Origin of the sequence: Chryseobacterium sp. PTM-20240506, assembly GCF_048296755.1 — a bacterium.
In the GTDB taxonomy this organism is placed as follows: Bacteria; Bacteroidota; Bacteroidia; order Flavobacteriales; family Weeksellaceae; genus Chryseobacterium; species Chryseobacterium proteolyticum.
The window spans coordinates 329159-348445 of sequence record NZ_CP182581.1 but is presented as its reverse complement, the minus strand read 5'-3'; the positions used below and the strand labels follow the sequence as shown (position 1 = coordinate 348445).

Annotated in this window: 10 protein-coding genes; all 10 read right to left on the bottom strand. The window is 41.1% G+C overall.

Annotation, left to right across the window (positions count from 1 at the left end; translation table 11 throughout):
- Window positions 1-2: 2 nt before the first annotated feature.
- Window positions 3-1499 (bottom strand): L-arabinose isomerase, encoded by a 1497-nt coding sequence (gene araA, locus ACNFU2_RS01495; RefSeq protein WP_273647710.1) that lies wholly within the window; start codon window positions 1497-1499, stop codon window positions 3-5.
- A 38-nt stretch (window positions 1500-1537) separates the two neighbouring features.
- Window positions 1538-2248, bottom strand: coding sequence for an L-ribulose-5-phosphate 4-epimerase (locus ACNFU2_RS01490; RefSeq protein WP_273647709.1), 711 nt, complete (start codon window positions 2246-2248; stop codon window positions 1538-1540).
- A 33-nt stretch (window positions 2249-2281) separates the two neighbouring features.
- Window positions 2282-3982, bottom strand: a complete 1701-nt coding sequence (locus ACNFU2_RS01485; RefSeq protein WP_273647708.1) for a ribulokinase — start codon at window positions 3980-3982, stop codon at window positions 2282-2284.
- 128 nt (window positions 3983-4110) lie between these two features.
- Window positions 4111-6099: an alpha-L-arabinofuranosidase C-terminal domain-containing protein gene (locus ACNFU2_RS01480; RefSeq protein WP_418123400.1), complete on the bottom strand. Its 1989-nt coding sequence runs from the start codon at window positions 6097-6099 to the stop codon at window positions 4111-4113.
- 52 nt (window positions 6100-6151) lie between these two features.
- Window positions 6152-8785 (bottom strand): beta-glucosidase, encoded by a 2634-nt coding sequence (locus ACNFU2_RS01475; RefSeq protein ID WP_273647706.1) that lies wholly within the window; start codon window positions 8783-8785, stop codon window positions 6152-6154.
- A gap of 295 nt (window positions 8786-9080) precedes the next feature.
- Window positions 9081-11819 (bottom strand): T9SS type A sorting domain-containing protein, encoded by a 2739-nt coding sequence (locus ACNFU2_RS01470; protein WP_273647705.1) that lies wholly within the window; start codon window positions 11817-11819, stop codon window positions 9081-9083.
- Window positions 11820-12075: 256 nt separating this feature from the next.
- Entirely contained in the window at window positions 12076-14598 is a 2523-nt protein-coding gene (locus ACNFU2_RS01465; protein WP_273647704.1) for a glycosyl hydrolase 115 family protein, read from the bottom strand.
- Between the two features lie 16 nt (window positions 14599-14614).
- Window positions 14615-15835, bottom strand: coding sequence for an SGNH/GDSL hydrolase family protein (locus ACNFU2_RS01460; protein WP_273647703.1), 1221 nt, complete (start codon window positions 15833-15835; stop codon window positions 14615-14617).
- 27 nt (window positions 15836-15862) lie between these two features.
- Window positions 15863-17800: a glycoside hydrolase family 97 catalytic domain-containing protein gene (locus ACNFU2_RS01455; RefSeq protein ID WP_418123397.1), complete on the bottom strand. Its 1938-nt coding sequence runs from the start codon at window positions 17798-17800 to the stop codon at window positions 15863-15865.
- Entirely contained in the window at window positions 17797-19179 is a 1383-nt protein-coding gene (locus ACNFU2_RS01450; RefSeq protein WP_418123395.1) for a glycoside hydrolase family 43 protein, read from the bottom strand. Before ACNFU2_RS01450 ends, ACNFU2_RS01455 begins: the two co-directional genes overlap by 4 nt.
- Window positions 19180-19287: the final 108 nt, after the last annotated feature.

The following is a 19287-nucleotide window of genomic DNA, read 5'->3' as shown; positions in this document are numbered from 1 at the left end:
AATTAACGATAATACATTTCATTCCAACGAAGTGTATTTTTAAAGTCACGCATTCTGGTATCTTCATCAATGACTAATGATTCAATTCCTGCTATCTCAGCAAAATCTTCCAGCTGTTCTGCTGAAATATTTTCACTGTAACATGTATGGTGTGCCCCTCCTGCCAGTATCCAGGCTTCTGCGGCCGTATATAAATCAGGAAGAGGTTTCCATAAAACCCTTGCTACCGGGAGTTTTGGCAACTCTTCTGTAATTTCCAATGCTCTGGTTTTATTGATCAGCAGTCTGAAATGGTTTCCAAAATCCATCAGGGCAGCATTCAGAGAATCAATATTTCCTCTGGAGTTAAAAACAAGACGAACCGGATCTGCTTTTCCTCCGATTCCCAGTGGATGTATCTCACATGAAGGTTTCCCGGCAGCCAGCACAGGGTCTACTTCCAGCATATGGGAGCCTAAAATAGAAGGATTGGAAGGGTCTAAATGATAGGTATAATCTTCCATAAAGGCATTTCCACCTTCAAGGCCCTGCCCCATTGTTTTCATGGCACGTACGAGTGCTGCTGTCTTCCAGTCTCCTTCGCCTGCAAATCCGTATCCTTTCTGCATCAGTCGCTGTACGGCAATTCCCGGCAGCTGCTCCAGCCCGTGAAGGTCTTCAAAGGTATCTGAAAATCCTTTAAATCCTCCGTCTTTTAAAAATTTTTCAAGTCCTAGTTCAATTTTTGCGGCGGTGTGAAGTGAGCTTCTGTTGGCTCCTCCTTCCAAAAGGGAAGCTGCCATATGATAAGAAGATTCATATTCTTCCATAAGGCTTTTTATTTCTCCCTCACTTACAGAATTGATAACGCCTACAAGATCACCTATTCCCCAGGTATTGACTGAAAAGCCGAACTGGGTTTCAGCTTCCACCTTATCACCATCTGTAACGGCTACAAACCGCATATTATCTCCGAAACGTGCAAATTTAGCGCCCTGCCAGTCGTCCCATCCTGCTGCAACACGGCTCCAGTCACCGATCTGCTTCTGAACCCTTTCTTCCGACCAGTGCCCAACCACTACTTTTCTGTTCTTTCGGAGCCTGCTTACCATAAAACCAAATTCACGGTCCCCGTGAGCCGCCTGGTTAAGATTCATAAAATCCATATCCATCGTGGACCATGGAATATCTCTGTTGAACTGGGTATGCAGATGCAGAAGAGGCTTCTGTAAAATTTTTAGTCCTCTGATCCACATTTTAGCGGGTGAAAAGGTATGCATCCACGTGATTACTCCTATACAGTTTTCTGCATGATTAGCGGCTGCAATGGTTTCAAATATCTCTTCGGTAGTTTTTACCGTTGGCTTTACAATGACTTTTACCGGGATGAAAGAAGATTTTTCAAGTTCTGCCACAATTTTCTGTGAATGGTCTGCCACCTGGGCAAGTGTTTCAGGTCCGTATAAATGCTGACTTCCTGTGATGAACCAGACTTCTTTGGTATTGAGAGGTGTTAACATAATTTTGTTGATCGTTAATAGTTGTTATGTTGAAGTGTTTAGTGTTTAAATTCCTGTCCGTAATAAGCATTCTTGCCGTGCTTACGTTCATAATGTTTTTTGATGAGTGAGTCTTTCAGTCGTTCCGCATCAGGATTGATCTGTCTGGTGAGATAAGCCATTTCGGCAATGGTCTCCAGTACTTTGCTGTTGTAAACTGCTTTCTCTGCATTTTTCCCCCAGGTAAACGGGCCGTGATTGCCGATCAGAACCATTTCTACCTCTTCCGGAGAGAGCTGTTTTTGTTTAAAACATTCCAGAATCTGTATTCCTGTATTGTATTCGTAGTTTCCTTCAATCAGCTCATCCCGCATAGGCGGAGCGCAGGGAATATCTGTCGTAAGATGGTCCGCATGAGTGGTCCCGAAAACAGGAATATCCATTTGTGCCTGTGCCCACGCTACGGAATAGATCGCATGGGTGTGGGAAATTCCACCGATGTTTTCCCAGTTTTTATACAGATAAGCATGGGTTTTGGTATCGGAAGAAGGTCTGAGACTGCCTTCGATGACATTGGCATCAAAATCCAGAATCACCATATCTTCAGGCTTTAAAATGTCGTAGGGAACACCGCTTGGTTTAATGGCAAAAACACCTTTATCACGGTCTACAGCACTCACATTCCCGAAGGTATAGACCACCAGCTTCAGGGCATCCAACTGCATATTCGCTTCATAACATTCTCTTTGGAGTTCTTTATAGGTATTCATTTTGAGTATATTAAAAAGGTTAAAATGGGAGAATCAGGAGTTCTGAAGTTCCTTCCTGTTGTTTTTCAGTTTGGTATTGTATTCTACAAAATCAGCGAGCTTTTGGTATTGCTGCATTAATTCTCTGTAGTGTTGTACTTCTTCCGCTTTCGGATGGTATTCCGCTTCAAATGCAGAGCCCATTTTCATGCTTGCTTCCTGTACGGTCGGATAAATTCCTGCTGATACAGCTGCATAAACAGCAGCCCCTAACGCGGGAGTCTGGTCCGAAGCGGCAACAACAATCGGCATATCCAAAACATTAGCGAGTGTCTGCATGATAAACGGCGATTTCCTTGCTACTCCTCCGATTCCGATCACTTTATTGATTTTCACCCCTTCCTCTTCAAAACGGTCAACGATCTTTTTAGCTCCGAAACAAATAGCATTGACCAAAGCTTTGAAAATATGAGGAGCTTTTGTTCCCAGAGAAAGCTGACTAATTGCTGCCTTAAGTTCCTGGTCTGCATCCGGTGTTCTCCTTCCGTTTACCCAGTCCAATGCAACCGGAACAGTATCTGAAAGAGGAATTTTTTCTGCTTCAAGGGTCAATTTTCTGATAAGTCCGTCCTCCATTTCTTCAGCGAGCTTTGTTTTCTGCTCCTCTGAAATACTTTCGGAATGCACCATAACCTGGTGAACCGGCCACATCAGGATATCTTTATACCATGCCAGAACATCTCCAAAAGCTGACTGTCCTGCTTCAAGCCCTATCAGTCCGGGAATTACGGAGCCGTCAACCTGTCCGCAGATTCCTTTTACAGTTGTGTCCCCGATAGCTTCCTGCGAGGCAACCATAATGTCACAGGTGGAAGTTCCCATGATTCTGATCAGTGTATTTTCTTCCACTCTGGCTCCTACAGCTCCTGAATGGGCATCAAAGGTTCCTACGGTAATGATGGTTTTGGTGGTAAGACCGGTTTTTGCGGCCCATTCTTCATTCAGGTAGCCGGCAATTTCATCTGAAGTATAGGTTTCCTTGTATAATCTTCCTCTGAGCGCTCCCAGAGAAGGATCTAGCCTGTTGAGAAACTCTTCGGAAGGCAGACCGCCCCACGACTCATGCCACATGGCTTTGTGGCCGGCAGCACAACGGCTTCTTTTGAATGTTGCCAGGTCTTTATGATCTGATAAAAGATAGGTCAGATAATCACAGTGCTCCATCCAGGTGTACGTAGCATTTTTTACCTCTGCATCTGCTCTGCTGATGTGCAGTATTTTAGCCCAGAACCATTCTGAAGAGTAAATACCGCCTTCATATCTTGTATAATCTTCACCACCCCAGGTTCTTGCAAGGGTATTGATTTCTTCGGCTTCACGAATGGCAGTATGGTCTTTCCATAAAACCATCATGGCATTGGGATTCTCTTCAAATCCCGGAACCAGCGCCAGAGCAGTTCCATCACTTGTTACTGGTAACGGTGAAGAGCCTGTAGTATCAATACAAATACTGACGATCTGCTCTGCCGGTATCCCGCTTTCTTTTACTATTTCTGAAATCGTTTTTTCCAGACCTTCAATATGATCTGAAGGATGCTGTCTGAAACTGTTGGCTGAAGGATTACAGAATCGGCCTTCCTTCCATCTCTGGTAGTAGCTGACTGAAGAAGTTATTTCGGAACCGTTTTCAGTATCAATAAGGACGGCCCGTACGGAATCTGTACCGTAGTCCAGCCCGATAACATATTTTTTCATGGTGGTGAAACGTTTTTGATTATTGAGATTTTAAATTCTCCTGATGAGATAAAAACAAATATAAGATTCTATTTTAAATAAATGTAAAAAACACACTTATTTTTTATAACATACTATAAAACAGTTTTTTAAATTGTTTTCACCTTTAAAACAACCAAAGAATTGCCCGGAATTTCTGTTGAAATTTCACCTTTTTTAGCTTCTGAATTCTCCTCTTTGGGTTTCACAGGTTCAGCATCGAAATTATTTTCACTGGAAAGCTGCGGCGCAGACAGAAGAATTTTGGTTACTTTTTTACCGATTTTCAGAGTTTCTGGTTTGATATTTACCGTTTTAGCCTGAGTATCAGTATTGACCATTTTAATAATGATCTCATTATTTTTGGCATCTTTTACAGCTGTAGCATATAATTTTTCCTGGCCGGATACCGCTTTTCCGTTATGTTCTATTTTTAATACATCCGTTCCTTTATTGTTGGAAAATAATTTCTGAACATAATAATTCGGGGTCGCGTAGGATTTCAGATTATTGAACCAGATGAGATCGGGCGTCCACTGCCAGCCGTCAGCATGGGCAAAAAGCGGTGCGTAGGAAGTCATATAGACCACATCTGCGTTTCTTTCAAGTCCGGTCATAAAAGCAGCTTCTGAAAGAGCGGTTAACCAGTTATTTTTATTATCAGGCTTTACCACGCCTACAGACTGGGCTGCATATTCCCCGGCAAAAACTTTTGGCCCGGAGCGGTCATACTGGTCGTATCTGCCTGCATTTTTCATAAACCATTCGGGGGAATTGTAATAGTGCTCATCAACAATCTGTGCATTAAGCTGCTTCAACTCTTTCCATCCATATTCGAAGAACTCGCCGTCGGGTGACGGTACACTTCCGGAAATAATCTTAATGTCAGGATATTTTGTGTGAATGGCTTTTTCAAATACTTTATAGCGTTCGATATAATCCGCTCCCCACTGTTCATTTCCCACTCCGATAAATTTTAAATTAAAAGGCTTTGGATGCCCCATTTCAGTACGGATTTTACCCCATTTTGTGCCGGAATCTCCGTTGGCAAATTCAATCAGGTCAAGGGCATCCTGAATATAAGGATCAAGGTCTTCCATTTTCACCAACTCCGCTGTGTTGAACTGGCATGCCATTCCACAGCTCAGAATAGGAACGGGTTCTGCACCCAGATCTTCGGAAAGCTGGAAATATTCATAAAATCCCAGTCCGAAAGACTGTCCGTAATCCGGTGTAAGACGATGTGGAAATCCTGTACTCCATTTATTGATAAGATATTCGCGGTCTGCTACATTTCCTATTGTTTTTTTCCACTGATACCGCTCAGCCAACGTTCTTCCTTCTACAATACAGCCTCCAGGAAATCTCAAAAATCCGGGCTGCAAATCGTATAGTTTCTGAACGAGATCTTTTCGTAAGCCGCCTTTTCTGCCTTTCCAGGTGTCTTGCGGGAAGAGGGATATCATATCCATGTTCACGATGCCGTTTCCGGTAAATGTAATCCGCAGTTTTGCTTTTTCTACAGTTTGAGGTGCTTTGAAAACAGCTGTATACTTCTGCCATCCCTTTTCTTTTATGAGTATGGAAACTGAAGAAATTTCCTTTTCATTTTCATCAACAAGACTTGCCTTTACCGCAGCAACATTTCCTGAAACATTCTGCAGATTAAAACTGAAATCATATTGTTCTCCCTGATGAAGCCCTATTCCTCTGAATCCTTCATTCTCCAGAATATATTTTTTATCATTCAGAACGGTAATTCGTGCGTAATTTTTATTGGTTTTGGCAGGATCAGAATAAATGGTCAGAAATCCGGAATACAGATTAGGGGAAAGTGTTTTTGTATTGGGCTGTTTCCATCCTGTGAAAGGTTCATCAAATTCAAAGCTCCGGTTTTTAATTAGTTCCGCATACAATCCGCCATCTGCTGCAAAATTGATGTCTTCAAAAAAAATCCCGTACATGGTGGGCTGTATTTTAATAGGTGTAGAGGTTTCTTTCAGATCAAGGTTAAAGGTACGAACCGTATTATTCTGAGCCGAAAAAAAAGCAGCACTGAGGGAAATCGCGATGGAAAATATTTTATTTTTGGTTGTCATAGATCGTTATTTTGAAAACTAAAGCATGTCTCAATTTGTCTTGAATCAATTTTTATTTTACTGTTAATGGAATACTTTTCAACACGGCTTCATCAGAAGTTCCGCCATAAAAAATGGTATAGTCGCCAGGTTTTGAAACCAGATCATCTGCTTTTTCATCATAGAAGGCAAATGAATCTTTGGAGAGGGTCAGCTGAATATTTTTTGTTTCTTTAGATCTGATTAAAGTCCTCTCAAAAGCCCTTAACGTTTTTACCGGTGCCTGGGTATCATTATTTCTTTTGATATAGACCTGAGCGACTTCTTCGCCATCCCTTTCTGAAACATTGGTTACCGGAATTGTGATCGTCACATTTTCGTTGGTATTGATAGTATTTTTGCTGAGTTTTGAATCTCCATAAACAAATTTTGAATAGCTCAGGCCATGCCCGAACGGATAAAGAGGTTTTTCCGTCATATAACGGTAGGTTCTTCCCTGCATATCATAATTCTCAAATCCTTCGTGTTTGCTTGTCTTTGAAAGAGCGTTATCCAGCTGCTCAAGGTTTTTGTAAAAGGTAATGGGTAATTTTCCTGAAGGGTTATAATCCCCTGCCAAAACATCTGCTACGGCCGTTCCTCCTGATTGTCCGCCATACCAGGCATTCAACAGGGCATCATAATTTTTCTCATCCTGTTCCAATCCCAGAGCACTTCCGGTACAAAGAACAAAAACAACAGATTTTCCGGTTTTTCTAAGCTCCGCTAACAGTTCCCGTTGCACTTTAGGAAGGGCAATCGAAGTTTTGTCACCTCCTCTGAAGCCTTCTGCATTTACCATCATCTCTTCACCTTCCAGACTTGGAGAAAGTCCGCCTGCAAAGACAATAACGTCTGCATTTTTCACCTTTTCCCTCACCGAAACAAAATTAACAAGGTCTTTTCTGTACACTTCAAAAGTGATACTCACATATTTTCCTTTTTGTGTATGACGCAGTTCTATCTTGTATTCTTTTCCTTTTTCCATTTTTACAGGAAACTCTGAAGGATGTCTTGCATCAGGTCCTTTTCTTGTGGCAATTTCTTTTCCGTCCACGAAAAGGGTATAGACATCGGAAGTGGAAGCAGAAAACACAACCTCTCCTGTATAGGTACTTTTAAAAATCCCTGAAATGATGGCTGAGGTATTTTCTCTTCCTACATTGGGTGCAAGCTGGGTTCCTCCAAAACTGTTGTAGCTGATTGCAGTGGAATTTACGGAAGTATTTGCCGGCTGGCCTTTGAATTCATTGTTATTAAAAAACGTTACTTTCATTCCTTTCGAGCCGTTTTTCTGACTGATAAAATTCTGATAGAGTGAGGTTCTGGACGAAGGATCTGTTACTTCGCTTCCTTTTTCGTAGATAATTTCAGCGTTTGGAAATTTGGTTTTGATTCCGTCTAAAATCGTGACAATTGAAGAAGGAGTTCCGTTATAGTTTCCTAACTGCATCAATCCGTCGTTGGCGTTTGGTCCTACAACGGCAATTTTTTTAATACTTCTGCTGAGAGGCAGAACATTCTTTTCGTTTTTCATCAGCACAATTGATTTTTGTGCCATTTTCAGTGCCTGCTTTTTATGTTCTTCAGAATCGACTACAGAATACGGAATGGTATTCCAGTGAACGGAAGATTTCGGATCAAGCATTCCCAGCTCAAACCATCCTTTCAGGATTCTGCGCATCGACTCATCAATATCCTTTTCGGTAATCAGTCCGCTGGCAAGAGATTTATTCAGATTGTTATAAGTATCTCCGCATTCCAGATCCGTAGAATGTTTCAGGGCATCTGCTGCCGTTGTTTTTTCGTCAGGATGGGTGCCGTGGTATTTTTTCTGAAAGAAATCGGCCAGTGCCCAGCAGTCTGAGACCACCATTCCGTCATACTTCCATTTTCCACGGAGAATTTCAGTAAGTAAAGTATTGTTTGCACAACATGGCTGTCCGTCAAAAGCATTGTAAGCGCACATCACTTCTCTTACATTTCCTTCCTGAACCAATGCTTTGAAAGCGGGAAGATACGTCTCATACAGATCTTTTTTTGAGATTTCTGCGTTATAAGAGTGGCGGTTCCATTCCGGTCCGCTGTGTACCGCAAAATGTTTGGCGCAGGCGTGGGTTTTAAAAAATTTCGGGTCGTTTCCCTGCAGACCTTTTACTGCAGCAACACCCAGAACAGAGGTCAGATAAGGGTCTTCACCATAGGTTTCCTGGCCTCTTCCCCATCTTGGGTCACGAAAAATATTGATATTGGGTGTCCAGAAGGTCAGTCCTTCATACCGTCCTGTTTTTAGAGCCTCATCAAAAGATCTGTTGTATTTTGCCCTTGCTTCATCAGAAATCATTTCAAAGGTTTTAAAATGCTCCGGAACATCCCATGTGGCCGCCATCCCGATTGCCTGAGGAAAAACAGTAGCTGTTCCTGCTCTTGCCACCCCATGAAGTGCTTCATTCCACCATCCATAGGCTGGAATTTCCAAACGCGGAACTGCCTGGGAATTATCCATCATCATTCCTATCTTTTCTTCTGTAGTCAGCAAAGTAAGAAGGTTCTCTATTCTTTCATTAACCGGAAGATCCGGGTTTCTGAATGGGTATTTATAATGATTCTGAGCAAAAAATAAAGATGCTGCCAGTGTTGCACATAGTATTAATACAATTCTTTTCATAGGTAGTATGGTTTCAATAAAGTCCGAAAAAGGCTGTGGATTTTGTGATTAATCATTTTTAAACCACTGATTTCACAGATTTTTACGGATAATTATGTTTTCATTCTTATTTTACACAAATTGCCAGTATTATTCAGCAACAATGCAATGAAAAACAAATATAACGTTCTATTTTAAATAAATGTAAATAATACACTTAAATTAAGAATAAATCCTACTTACTTTTGGTTTTCATCTACTAAATTGTGGAAATAAAGCCACCACAAGCAGTGCTCATGATGGCTTCGGATTCAGTTTACTCTTTGATGAATTTTTGTTTTACGATTGTATTATTTTTTTGAGTAACCTCAATAAAGTAAATACCGGCCGGGAAATCTCCCACATTAATTTGGTTTTTCCCTGAATTTATTTTCATTCCGGATCTGATGATGCTTCCTCTTCCGTCAAAAATGGTGGCAGCAGCTTCTGACAGATCAGAATCAATGAAAAGCTCTGCTTTTACCGGATTAGGATATATTTTTACAAACTCTTTTTTAATTTCAGCAGAAATATCTCTGGTGCTTAACGATCCGAAGTTTAAAGGAAGAACGTTGGCAGAATAAGTATTTTCTTCTGTAAGATATGCTTTGAAAGTACCAATTAAAGGCTCATTTCCGGCAGTTACTTTATAGAAACCTGTTACTCCGTTTTCTGTTTTCAGCACATAAGCATTCGCCGGAACTTTGATGCCCTGGTAAACTCCGTTCATCTGATTGACCGTGATTGCTTTGGGTGTGGAAACATTTCCTGTACCGCTGAAAGTAATATTCCCTGTCGCATTGACGATTACCGGAGTGTTTGCAGGAATGATTCCGTTTGAAATTGCGGTACAGCTGATATTATTGGCATTCGGAGACATCAGATAAGCAGTAACTCCGGAAGGTATATTAGCCTGGAATGGCAGGATCAGCACATCGTAACCATTAAATGTACGGCTGTAAGAGGCAGCATTGGCTGTGAAGTTAAACGGCACCTGAAAATCCATACCCTGACCGGAAAGGATAAGATTTGAACATGTAGTACCGGAGATCACATTATTGGCAGATGAACTTACGTTTGAATTTACATAATAAATGCTGTTAGAGTTAGCACTCATAGGCTGCCAGTTATTGGAGGAAGTAACTCCTGCTGCATTTCTGAAGTCTACAGAAGTGTAGTAGCCATTTTCCAGCGCATCCATCAGATAGCTGTCACTTGCGGAATAGGTACCTCCGAATTTTGAAGCAATTTCATTACCTACATTGAAATAAACATCTCCCAGATTAATCGTAAGCACAGAGCTGTAATTGGAATTTCTCAGTCCTAAAATTCCTTTGCATCCGTCTGTAAGCACCTGCCTTGAAATATCTAAGGTGATATCGAAGTTTCCTCCCTGCGGAAAATTAATCTTGCCGTAATTATATGATTTCGTTACGCCCTGGCTGTTGATATAGTATAAAGTCGTATTGTCTGAGTAACTTTGTCCCGCCGTTGTATAGCTGTTTACATGCAGGATCAGTTTATTGTACCTATCGTTAAGCTGAAGATAACCATTAGCTGCGGTCATGTTATTGCTGATAAGAGGACTTGGATTGGAGAACGTCACCGTTGTATTGCTGATATTGAATCCTGTCCCAAAAGCTGCACTGGTAGGAGTTTGTGTTTCAATTTTATTATAATGAATATCACCGCCTGTCATGAGAGAAGCAGGCCTGTCACCGCTTTTATTAAAAACGAAAGTCATGATACTGGAAGGGCTGATATCAGCAGTAGGCCGGAATGTTGCCGTACTCAAAGAAATAGGTGTGCTCACCATATTGGATTGCGTATTGGTCAGTACTTTTGTTCCTGAAGTCGTGTAAAAAGGCAGATCAACTTTTAAACTATAGGAGTTCTGAGAAGGATTAATAACCATAAGAACAACCTGATTTCCATCCTGCGAAATATAGGTAGAACCCTGTAAAACACCTGTTTTGTCATCCCATTTAGCTTCTATTCTCGTCTTTCCTGTTGTGTATTTGGCATAATGAGAAAGGATGTAACCTCTTTTGGTCATTACACCTGCGGGAGTTCCGTAAGTTCCGTCACCCATTAAGCCATAATAACGTTTGGCAGAATAATGAATCCAGGCATTGACATTACCCAATAATGCATTGTTGACACTGCTGGCAAAGGTAAATGCATCTGTATTCCAGCTGAAGTCACGGGCCGGCTGGGTGGATGAAGAGTTCCAGTTGATCAGATATTCTGTCTGCCAGATTTCTTTATTATAATTCTGGAATTGTTTGTAGGTAGACTGCATAAGCCCGTATTGATGCCCTCCATACACTTCAAAATTGGCCATTGCCGCAGGATCCAGCAAAGCACTGGCAAAATTATCCGTAAATCCCACACTTTCCGGGGCAATCACTTTACAATTGATAAGCTGTCCGTAATTCTTGATGAAATTGGTAATTTGCGCAGGAGTCCAGATACATCCCTGATACTGTGCCATTTCATCCGGTTCATTTTGAATGGAGATATAATCGAGCTCTACTCCGTTGTTCTGGAGATAGGTAACAAAGCTGTTAAGATAAAGCGCATAATCTTGATAATTTTCCGGCTTTAAATATCCTACCTGCTGTACTCCGTTCGCATCAGTATACACTGCATTCACATGGTTATTGGTTTTCCAGGCTGCGGGCATGGTCCAAGGCGAAGCAAAAATGGTAAGTCCCATAGATTTGGCGAACTGTGCTGTAGCCAGTACTGAGCTCCAATTACTGCTGTTTTCGGGAATATACAATCTCATAATATTATATCCACCTTCACTGGAAGCGCCCCAAAGCGTCTGAATTTCTGAGGTAGACATATGGTTATAGGCAAACTGGGGACTGCAGACAAATCCCCCGAACCCTTTTATTTTCTGATAAGATATGTTCTTATCAATTTTTACCGTAGTAAGCTGTCCATGCAGCATCAGGCTGCAAAACAGAGCTATAGAATGAATGGTTACAAGACTTAAAATTTTTTTCATAATGGTTTTCGTGATTTTGATTTTAACAATTAAAGTAAGGGCAATAGATTCCCCATCAAGACGGTTGATTTTCAAAAGCCGTCAGGAAAATACCCTGAATGATATCAGGCAGCGATCTGTTAAATAAAGTTGCTTACAAAATCATCTGCTGTTCTTTCTCTTCATTCTCTGTGAGGGAACTGTATTTCAGATTGGAATGTGAACTAAGATTAATGTTTCATAATTAAAGTGTTGTTTGTGATGAATATTGGGTCACTCAGTGAAGCATTTCGCTTTCGGGAGCGCCCAGGTAAGAGGGTTTTAATCCTCCGGTGTTGATCAGTATCTTTTCAAGGACAATGCCGGGTTCCAGCACTCTGAAACGTAACATGTGCTTTCCTTCCTGCTGAACAGAATGATTTGTAGCAGATTTAATGATATGTTCTGACTGCCATTTTCCCAATTCTCCTTTGTAATGGCCATTGAAGTTGACAATTTGCGGAGTTTCGTTGTCAAAAGAAATTTCGTAACGCAATCCTTTATTATGATTAAAATTTAAAGTCGGTGCTAATAGTAACTGGACTTCAAACTTCCCTTTTGATTCAAAATTGATATCATATTCCAGCCAGATATTTTCATCGGCTTTTGGATAGGCATTCTGTGGAAACGTTGTCACTCCCGACTTTGTTTTTCCAAAATCAGGAATCACTTCCCAATGGATTCGGTCAGAATTGCTCATTCTTGCAAAATTTTCTGCCTCAATGGAAACATAGCCGTTTTTCTCCTGAAATATTTTTTCTTTGGGAACCTCGGCTTCAGAAATATAGGTCACTTCAGGCATTATATTTTCTTTTCCGTCTGCCCAGCTTTTATATCCTATCCTCATCTGATCCATCATATGCTTCCATTTTCCTTCGGCAATCACATTATTGTATTGATTATCCAGATAAGCGTTTCTTTCAAAACATGCCTTCACTTTATCTGCGTAGAAATTGGCTCCCGGATCTTTTTTCGCTGCCAGTTCCCTGTTTTTTGCCACCGCATAGTACATTTCGTATAAATTACTGCATGCATCAATCGGGTACAAAACCAACTGATAATACGCATCCTGATATTCTGCAGGAATCTGCTCTTTTAACCGTAAGGCGTCTACGGCCAATGCTCTGTAATCATTTAAGACCGTTTCAAATTCATGGTAATTCTCTAGGCTGTATGTTTTGCTGTCAAGGGTTTCAGGGGTTACTCTTCTGTTGTATTTGGAATACATGTTAATCATCCCGGCAATTTCCCCGGCATGTTTTTCACCAAACTGCTGAGCAGCCCACTTCTCAGTATATTCCAAAAGATTTTTAGCATTAAACTGCTTCGGATTCCAGGCCATTTCCAGGAAAAAACTGATCGGAAACTCCATAGGTTTTAAATCTCCCACATTCACTACCCAAAGCTTATCTACTTTATGTTCATAAGAAAGATTCATCTGTTCCCAGACTCTCTGGATGGGACTGATGTTAATCCATTTGGAGTTTCTTGGGCCGCCTACATAATCAAAATGGTAATAGATTCCATAGCCTCCTTTATGCAAAGGTTTTGAAAGATCAGGGAGCTTTCTTACATTTCCCCAGTTATCATCACAGAAAAGCAGGATCACATCATCCGGAACCCGCATTCCTTTATCATAATAGTCCTGAACTTCTTTATACAATGCCCAGACCTGAGGTGTTTTCTCTGCTTTTTTACCTGTAACATCAGCAATGATTTTACGCTGATCTTTTACAATTTTCTCGAGCAGGGAAATATTAGTTCCCTCTCCCATCGCTTCATCACCATCACCACGCATTCCTACTGTAACAAGCTTTTCCCAGCTCTTGCTTCTTTCGAGTCCGGATTTCCAGAACTTCTTTAAAACTTCTGCATTTTTAGCATAATCCCAGATATTCGGGAGGTTATTTTTTTTGATATACCTGTGCCAGTCGGTTTGTGCCAAAGCCATAGGCTCATGGTGAGAAGTTCCCATCACAATACCCATTTCATTTGCTAACGGCCCGCTCAGATGATCGTCGTCATAGAATGCTTTCCCCCACATTGCCGGCCAGATATAGTTTCCTTTAAGACGCAGAATCAGTTCAAAAACTTTTTCGTAAAATTTAGAATTAACTCCGCCAAAAGTTGCTCTTGCCCAGCCTCCAAGTGAAGGTTCTTCATCGTTAAGGAAAATACCGCGATACTCTACAGCAGGCTCACCATCAGTATATAATCCTTTTTTAAAGTATACATTTTCTTTTTTCTCAACCGGAACATCTGCCCAATAATACCATGGTGAAACACCTATCTGCTTAGACATTTCATAAATTCCATAAATTGTTCCCCTTTTATCACTACCTGCAATCACAATGGCTTCGGAAACGCCCGGAAAAGGATTGCTGACATTCTGAATGATATATTTTTCCCTTTTCCCTGTTAATGCTTTTCCATCCAGCTTTTTTTGCCGAATTAAATTATCAATGGTCTTGCTTTTACCTGCTTCACCAATAATGATGATCATTCCGTTCACACCAGAGTTTTGGGAAACCAGATGAGGCTGAACACCGGTTACTTTTTGAAAATCGGATTGAAGGTTCGCAACAGCACGCAGAATTCCTTTGTCCGAATCACTGTCTGAAAAAAGCATCAAACCTGAATTACGCTCTTTCAACACCACCGAATTTTCTGTCTTAGCAAAAGAAATAAATGGTTCGGTTGCTTTTACAAAAAATATAAACAACAACATAAGAAACAGCGAAATGTTTTTTGTAAAATTCATACTATATCTTTTTGATTTAATTTTTAAATAAGTTCATATCCACAAATTCTCCCATTCTCCTGTAGCCGGATTCATTGGGATGAAGAAAATCATGATCGTGCATATCGTTTAAGATGACTTCCGGATTTTCACTTTGCATGTGTTTGGCAAAATCGATGACGGCATCAAACTTCCCGCTGTTTCTTATCCAGTCGTTCACTTTTTTCCATGACTCAATACGAAAAGGTTTGTCGTAGAATGACTTTCCGAAAGGAAGAATCGTTGCTCCGTACACTTTGATTCCGTTAGCATGTGCCTTATCGATCATCACCTGATAAGCGGCAATGAGTTCTTCTGTTATTTTGTAAGCCTCATCAGGATCTCTTGTTCCTCCCAGATCATTCACTCCTTCCAGAATGATCAGCCATTTTACGCCCTGCTGATTGAGAATGTTATAATCGAAACGGTCTATTGCTGTAGGACCCAAACCGCCACGCACTACACAATTCCCACCAATCCCGAAATTAAGGACACTTACATTCCTGGTCGAAGGATTTGCCAGTAACCGCTGAGAAAAAATATCCGGCCAGCGATTCTGTCTGTTGGTTCCCGATCCTCTTCCATCGGTAATGGAATTCCCCATAATAGCCACCGCATACGAAGATTCACCGGTCTTTACATCGATGTTAAAAAGCGAATACCAATGATCTGTTTTTACAGGATTTTTAAATACCGCAGCATTGGTCTGCTCACCTTTAACAATAAAAGAGGTTGTTCTTGAACCCGGATGTCCGGTGACAGATTGGGTTACTTTTCCATAGGAAATGGTAATGGCCAGCAGCGAATTAGGTTTGAGATTAAAGTTCACTTCATCGGAATAAATATCAGATCCGGGAGCAATTTTAAAACTGTTTTTATTCTCAAACGTTAATGTCCTGATAGTGGCTGCATCCACATTGCTGCTATCGGATGGCACGGCAATAGAAACTGTTTTTACTGCAAGGCTGTCTGTAGAATACCTATTGGAAAAACGTAACCGCAATTTTTTCCCACCCACAGATACACGCACAATCTGACGCAGGGTATTCCCCGAAAGCCCCGGTTCCGGCGGCAGATTTTTGAGTTCCACCAATTGGGGAGCCGTTGCCCAGGTAGTGAGCCACTGGTCTTTGGAAGACTTTTTTTCCAAACTTCGAGAGGAAGAGCAGGAAATCAAAAATCCCGAAATGATGAAGATGTATAGGTTTTTGAAGTGCATTTTTCCCTGTTTTTTGTTTATCAATCTTTAATTTCTTACTACAAATCCTCCGTTCGGCTGAATTTCAATCATAAAGTCGCCTTTTGCATTTACTTTTAGTTCTTTTTCTGACGAATTTCCCTGCGCATCATCATTAATGAATCTAACTGTTTTCCCTGCAAACATCGGAAGCTTTATTTTCAGTTTCCGGGATTGTTTTTCAGCGTTTACACCAGCCACATACCATTGATCTGCATGTCTTCTCGCAACCACGGCATATTTCCCGGGATAGCCGTCTATGAAAACTGTTTCATCCCAAAGTGTTGGAACTTCTTTCATAAAGCTGAGCTGAAATTCCGGAGCATCGGTCAGATTATTCGGCATGATGCCAAACATCTGAACGGGATTCTGAAACAGGACTGCCGTAGCCAGCTGAAAGCCGTCCGTAGTATGTCTTTTATTTTTATCCCTGTTGGATTTCGTTAAATATTTATTGAGGAAAGTCCCGCCAAATTCCATACTGCCCACTGTATTTCTGATGAAAGGATGAAGTGTGGCAAAAAAAGCTTCCTGTTTCCGTACATCTTCTGAGAAATAAAGCATTTCTGAAGCAAGAACAGCTTCGCTTCCTGCATAATTCGGATACATCACTTCCCAACCTCTCGGGACAGTGGCTCCATGGAAAATAATGGTTAATCCGTAATCATTGGCATCTGACAGAATATCTTCGTAAAGACGCATGGTTTCCTGTTTATCTCCTCCGAAGAAATCGACTTTCAGTCCTTTTACGCCCGCTTCTTTCAGCCATTTCATTTCTTTTTTCCGTTCAACGGATGAATTCATTTTGTTTCTAGGTCCCATTGGTGCATCATTCGCAGCACCGTTGGAATTATACCAGAGTAATACCCCGACATTTTTAGATTTTGCATATTGAATAAGCTCTTTCATGCGGTCTTTACCTATGTTTTTATCCCAAAGCGCATCCATAAGAATAAACTGATATTTCAGTGCAGCAGCAAGGTCTATGAATTTCACCTGATCATCATAGTTCATACTGTTATCCTGCCAAAGAATCCAGCTCCAGATAGATTTTCCGAACTGATATTCCTGTGACGGCTCATACATCGGATCTACCACATCAAAAGGAATCGTGGTCTCCACAACAGGTTTCAAAGAATTCCCCACTGTAATTGTTCTCCATGGTGTTTTTCCGGGAAGAGAAACAGCTGCTCCGGTACTTCCGAAGCCGTTATTTTCAGAAATGTTCGGATAAGCGACTTTGTAAAGGCTTTTTTCTGCTGTGGTTTCAAGGTGTGAAGCACAATATGTACTGTTCACTCCAGTCTCGGAAAGTAATACCCATCCTTCATTTCCGATATGGAAAAGACCAGGGAAAACGTATCCGTAATCGGATGGTATTCCCAGCTCAGCATCAGCTTTATAACCACTTTCATAACTTGGCGCTGTGCGGGCAAATCCTGTCATCGGCTTCATCATAGGTGAAAGAAAAGTAGTCGTCTGTGACGGAAATCTGTACCCTGTGGATTCTGACTTTATCACAACACTCAGCCGCTCTTTCATCGGTGGAATATTGTAGCGGAAAGCAATATTGTTGTTGCTCACCTGAAATTCAATGCCTATTTCATGCTGATCTGCATTGATGAAATTAACGGTTAAAGTATTCGTATTATAATGAACCTCAGATTTTTTGATTTTTTCGTTTGTATATTTCTTAGAAACAATATCCTTTTTGCTGTCCATAAATTTCAGATCCTTTGAAAAATCGGACTCATTGGTTACCAGGCCCAGCGGGGATTTTTCAAGCATTGTTTTTCCCTGAAGGATAACATTATACGATGCTTTTCCCTCTTCCGAAAAAACCTGAAGCTTCAGGTGTCCATCAGGACTTGAAATCTCTGCTACCTGTGCAAAACCTTTGCTGATCAGAAACAGGCTGATTACTATATATAAAACTTTTTTTCTCATAACTCATTATTTTCAAGAAAGGTCCAGTAATCGAAATACATAATATCTGTTGAGGCTTTTCCATTGAATACAAAGTACAGATCATGAATGCCGGTAATCTTTTCAGCCATCTGAACTTTTACGGTTTCCCAGCGGTCATCTCCACCCGTCAGCGGAACCTTTACCGTTGCAGCAACCGGGCCGTTCACAGCATCCAGATGAACGGTCATTGTGACGTCACTGTTATGGGTAGTTCCTACTCTTGCAGAGAAGGCAGCAGCTCCTTTTTTCCGGAAATCTACATTCTTTACACTGCTATAAGCCCCATTTTTCTTTGCTTTGATGAAAACACCAGCCTCTTTATTCTGATAGGATTTTACATTTTCCGACCAGGCAATCATTTCTGCCTGATTGAATGAATAAGGATTAACTGTCGCGATAGCTTTTGTAATTCCGTTGGTCATTTTAAATGGTGAGATGGAACCGTCTTTATTGAATGTAAGCTCTTCCAGACTTACCGATCTTGTAAAACCGCTTCCGCCTGGCAATGCCCCATTGTGATAAAAGAAATACGTTTTCCCCCGGAAATCAATAACACCGGGATGATTGGTGAATGATTTCCCTTCAGTAGGCATTACAATTCCTCCATATTTCCATGGTCCCTGTGCTGTTTTACCTGTAGAATATCCTATGAATTCAGGAAGCGGACCTCCCGGCCAGAAAAGATAATACAGGTTTTTCCTTTTGTACAGCCACGGGCCTTCCTCGTATTTTGTGGGTCTTTCCGGATTAGGCTTTCCGTCCCTTATTCCAAATGATTCTTCGGTCATCGGAACTTCTGTAATATTTCCGGAATAGGAGATCATATCTTCATTCAGCTTTACGTATTTTAATTTAGGATTTCCCCAATACATATGAGCCTGTCCGTCATCATCCACAAAAACGGTGGGATCAATATCTCCCCATTCGCTCTGAACAAGAGGTTTTCCCAGCGGATCATGAAAAGGTCCAAACGGACTGTCGCCAACGGCAACCCCTATAGCGCCTTTGTTATTGGTTTTAGACCACATCGGAACGTATAAAAAAAACTTTCCGTTTCTTTCTACACATTGTGCGGCCCAGGCATCACGTTTTGCCCAGTCGAAATCTTTATACGAGAGAATTGTTCCGTGATCTGTCCAGTTGATCATATCATTGGTGGAATACACTTTCCAGTCGTTCATGGTAAACCAGGTGGAATCATCCTCATCATGTGTCGTGTACACATACAGCCTGTCATTGTACACCATTGGTGCCGGGTCTGCAGTATAATTGGTCTGAATAATAGGGTTCTGAGAAAGTAATATTCCCGAATATCCTGTTAAACAGAGATTAAGTATTGCCTTTATTGTTTTTTTCATATTTAACTTTTATTTGAGCACTAAGGCCGCTATCACCTGTAGGAGCTAAATGGTTGAATTATTAAGGTTTTCGAAATTTGGTTTCTCATATTGTTATAGCCATTTTAA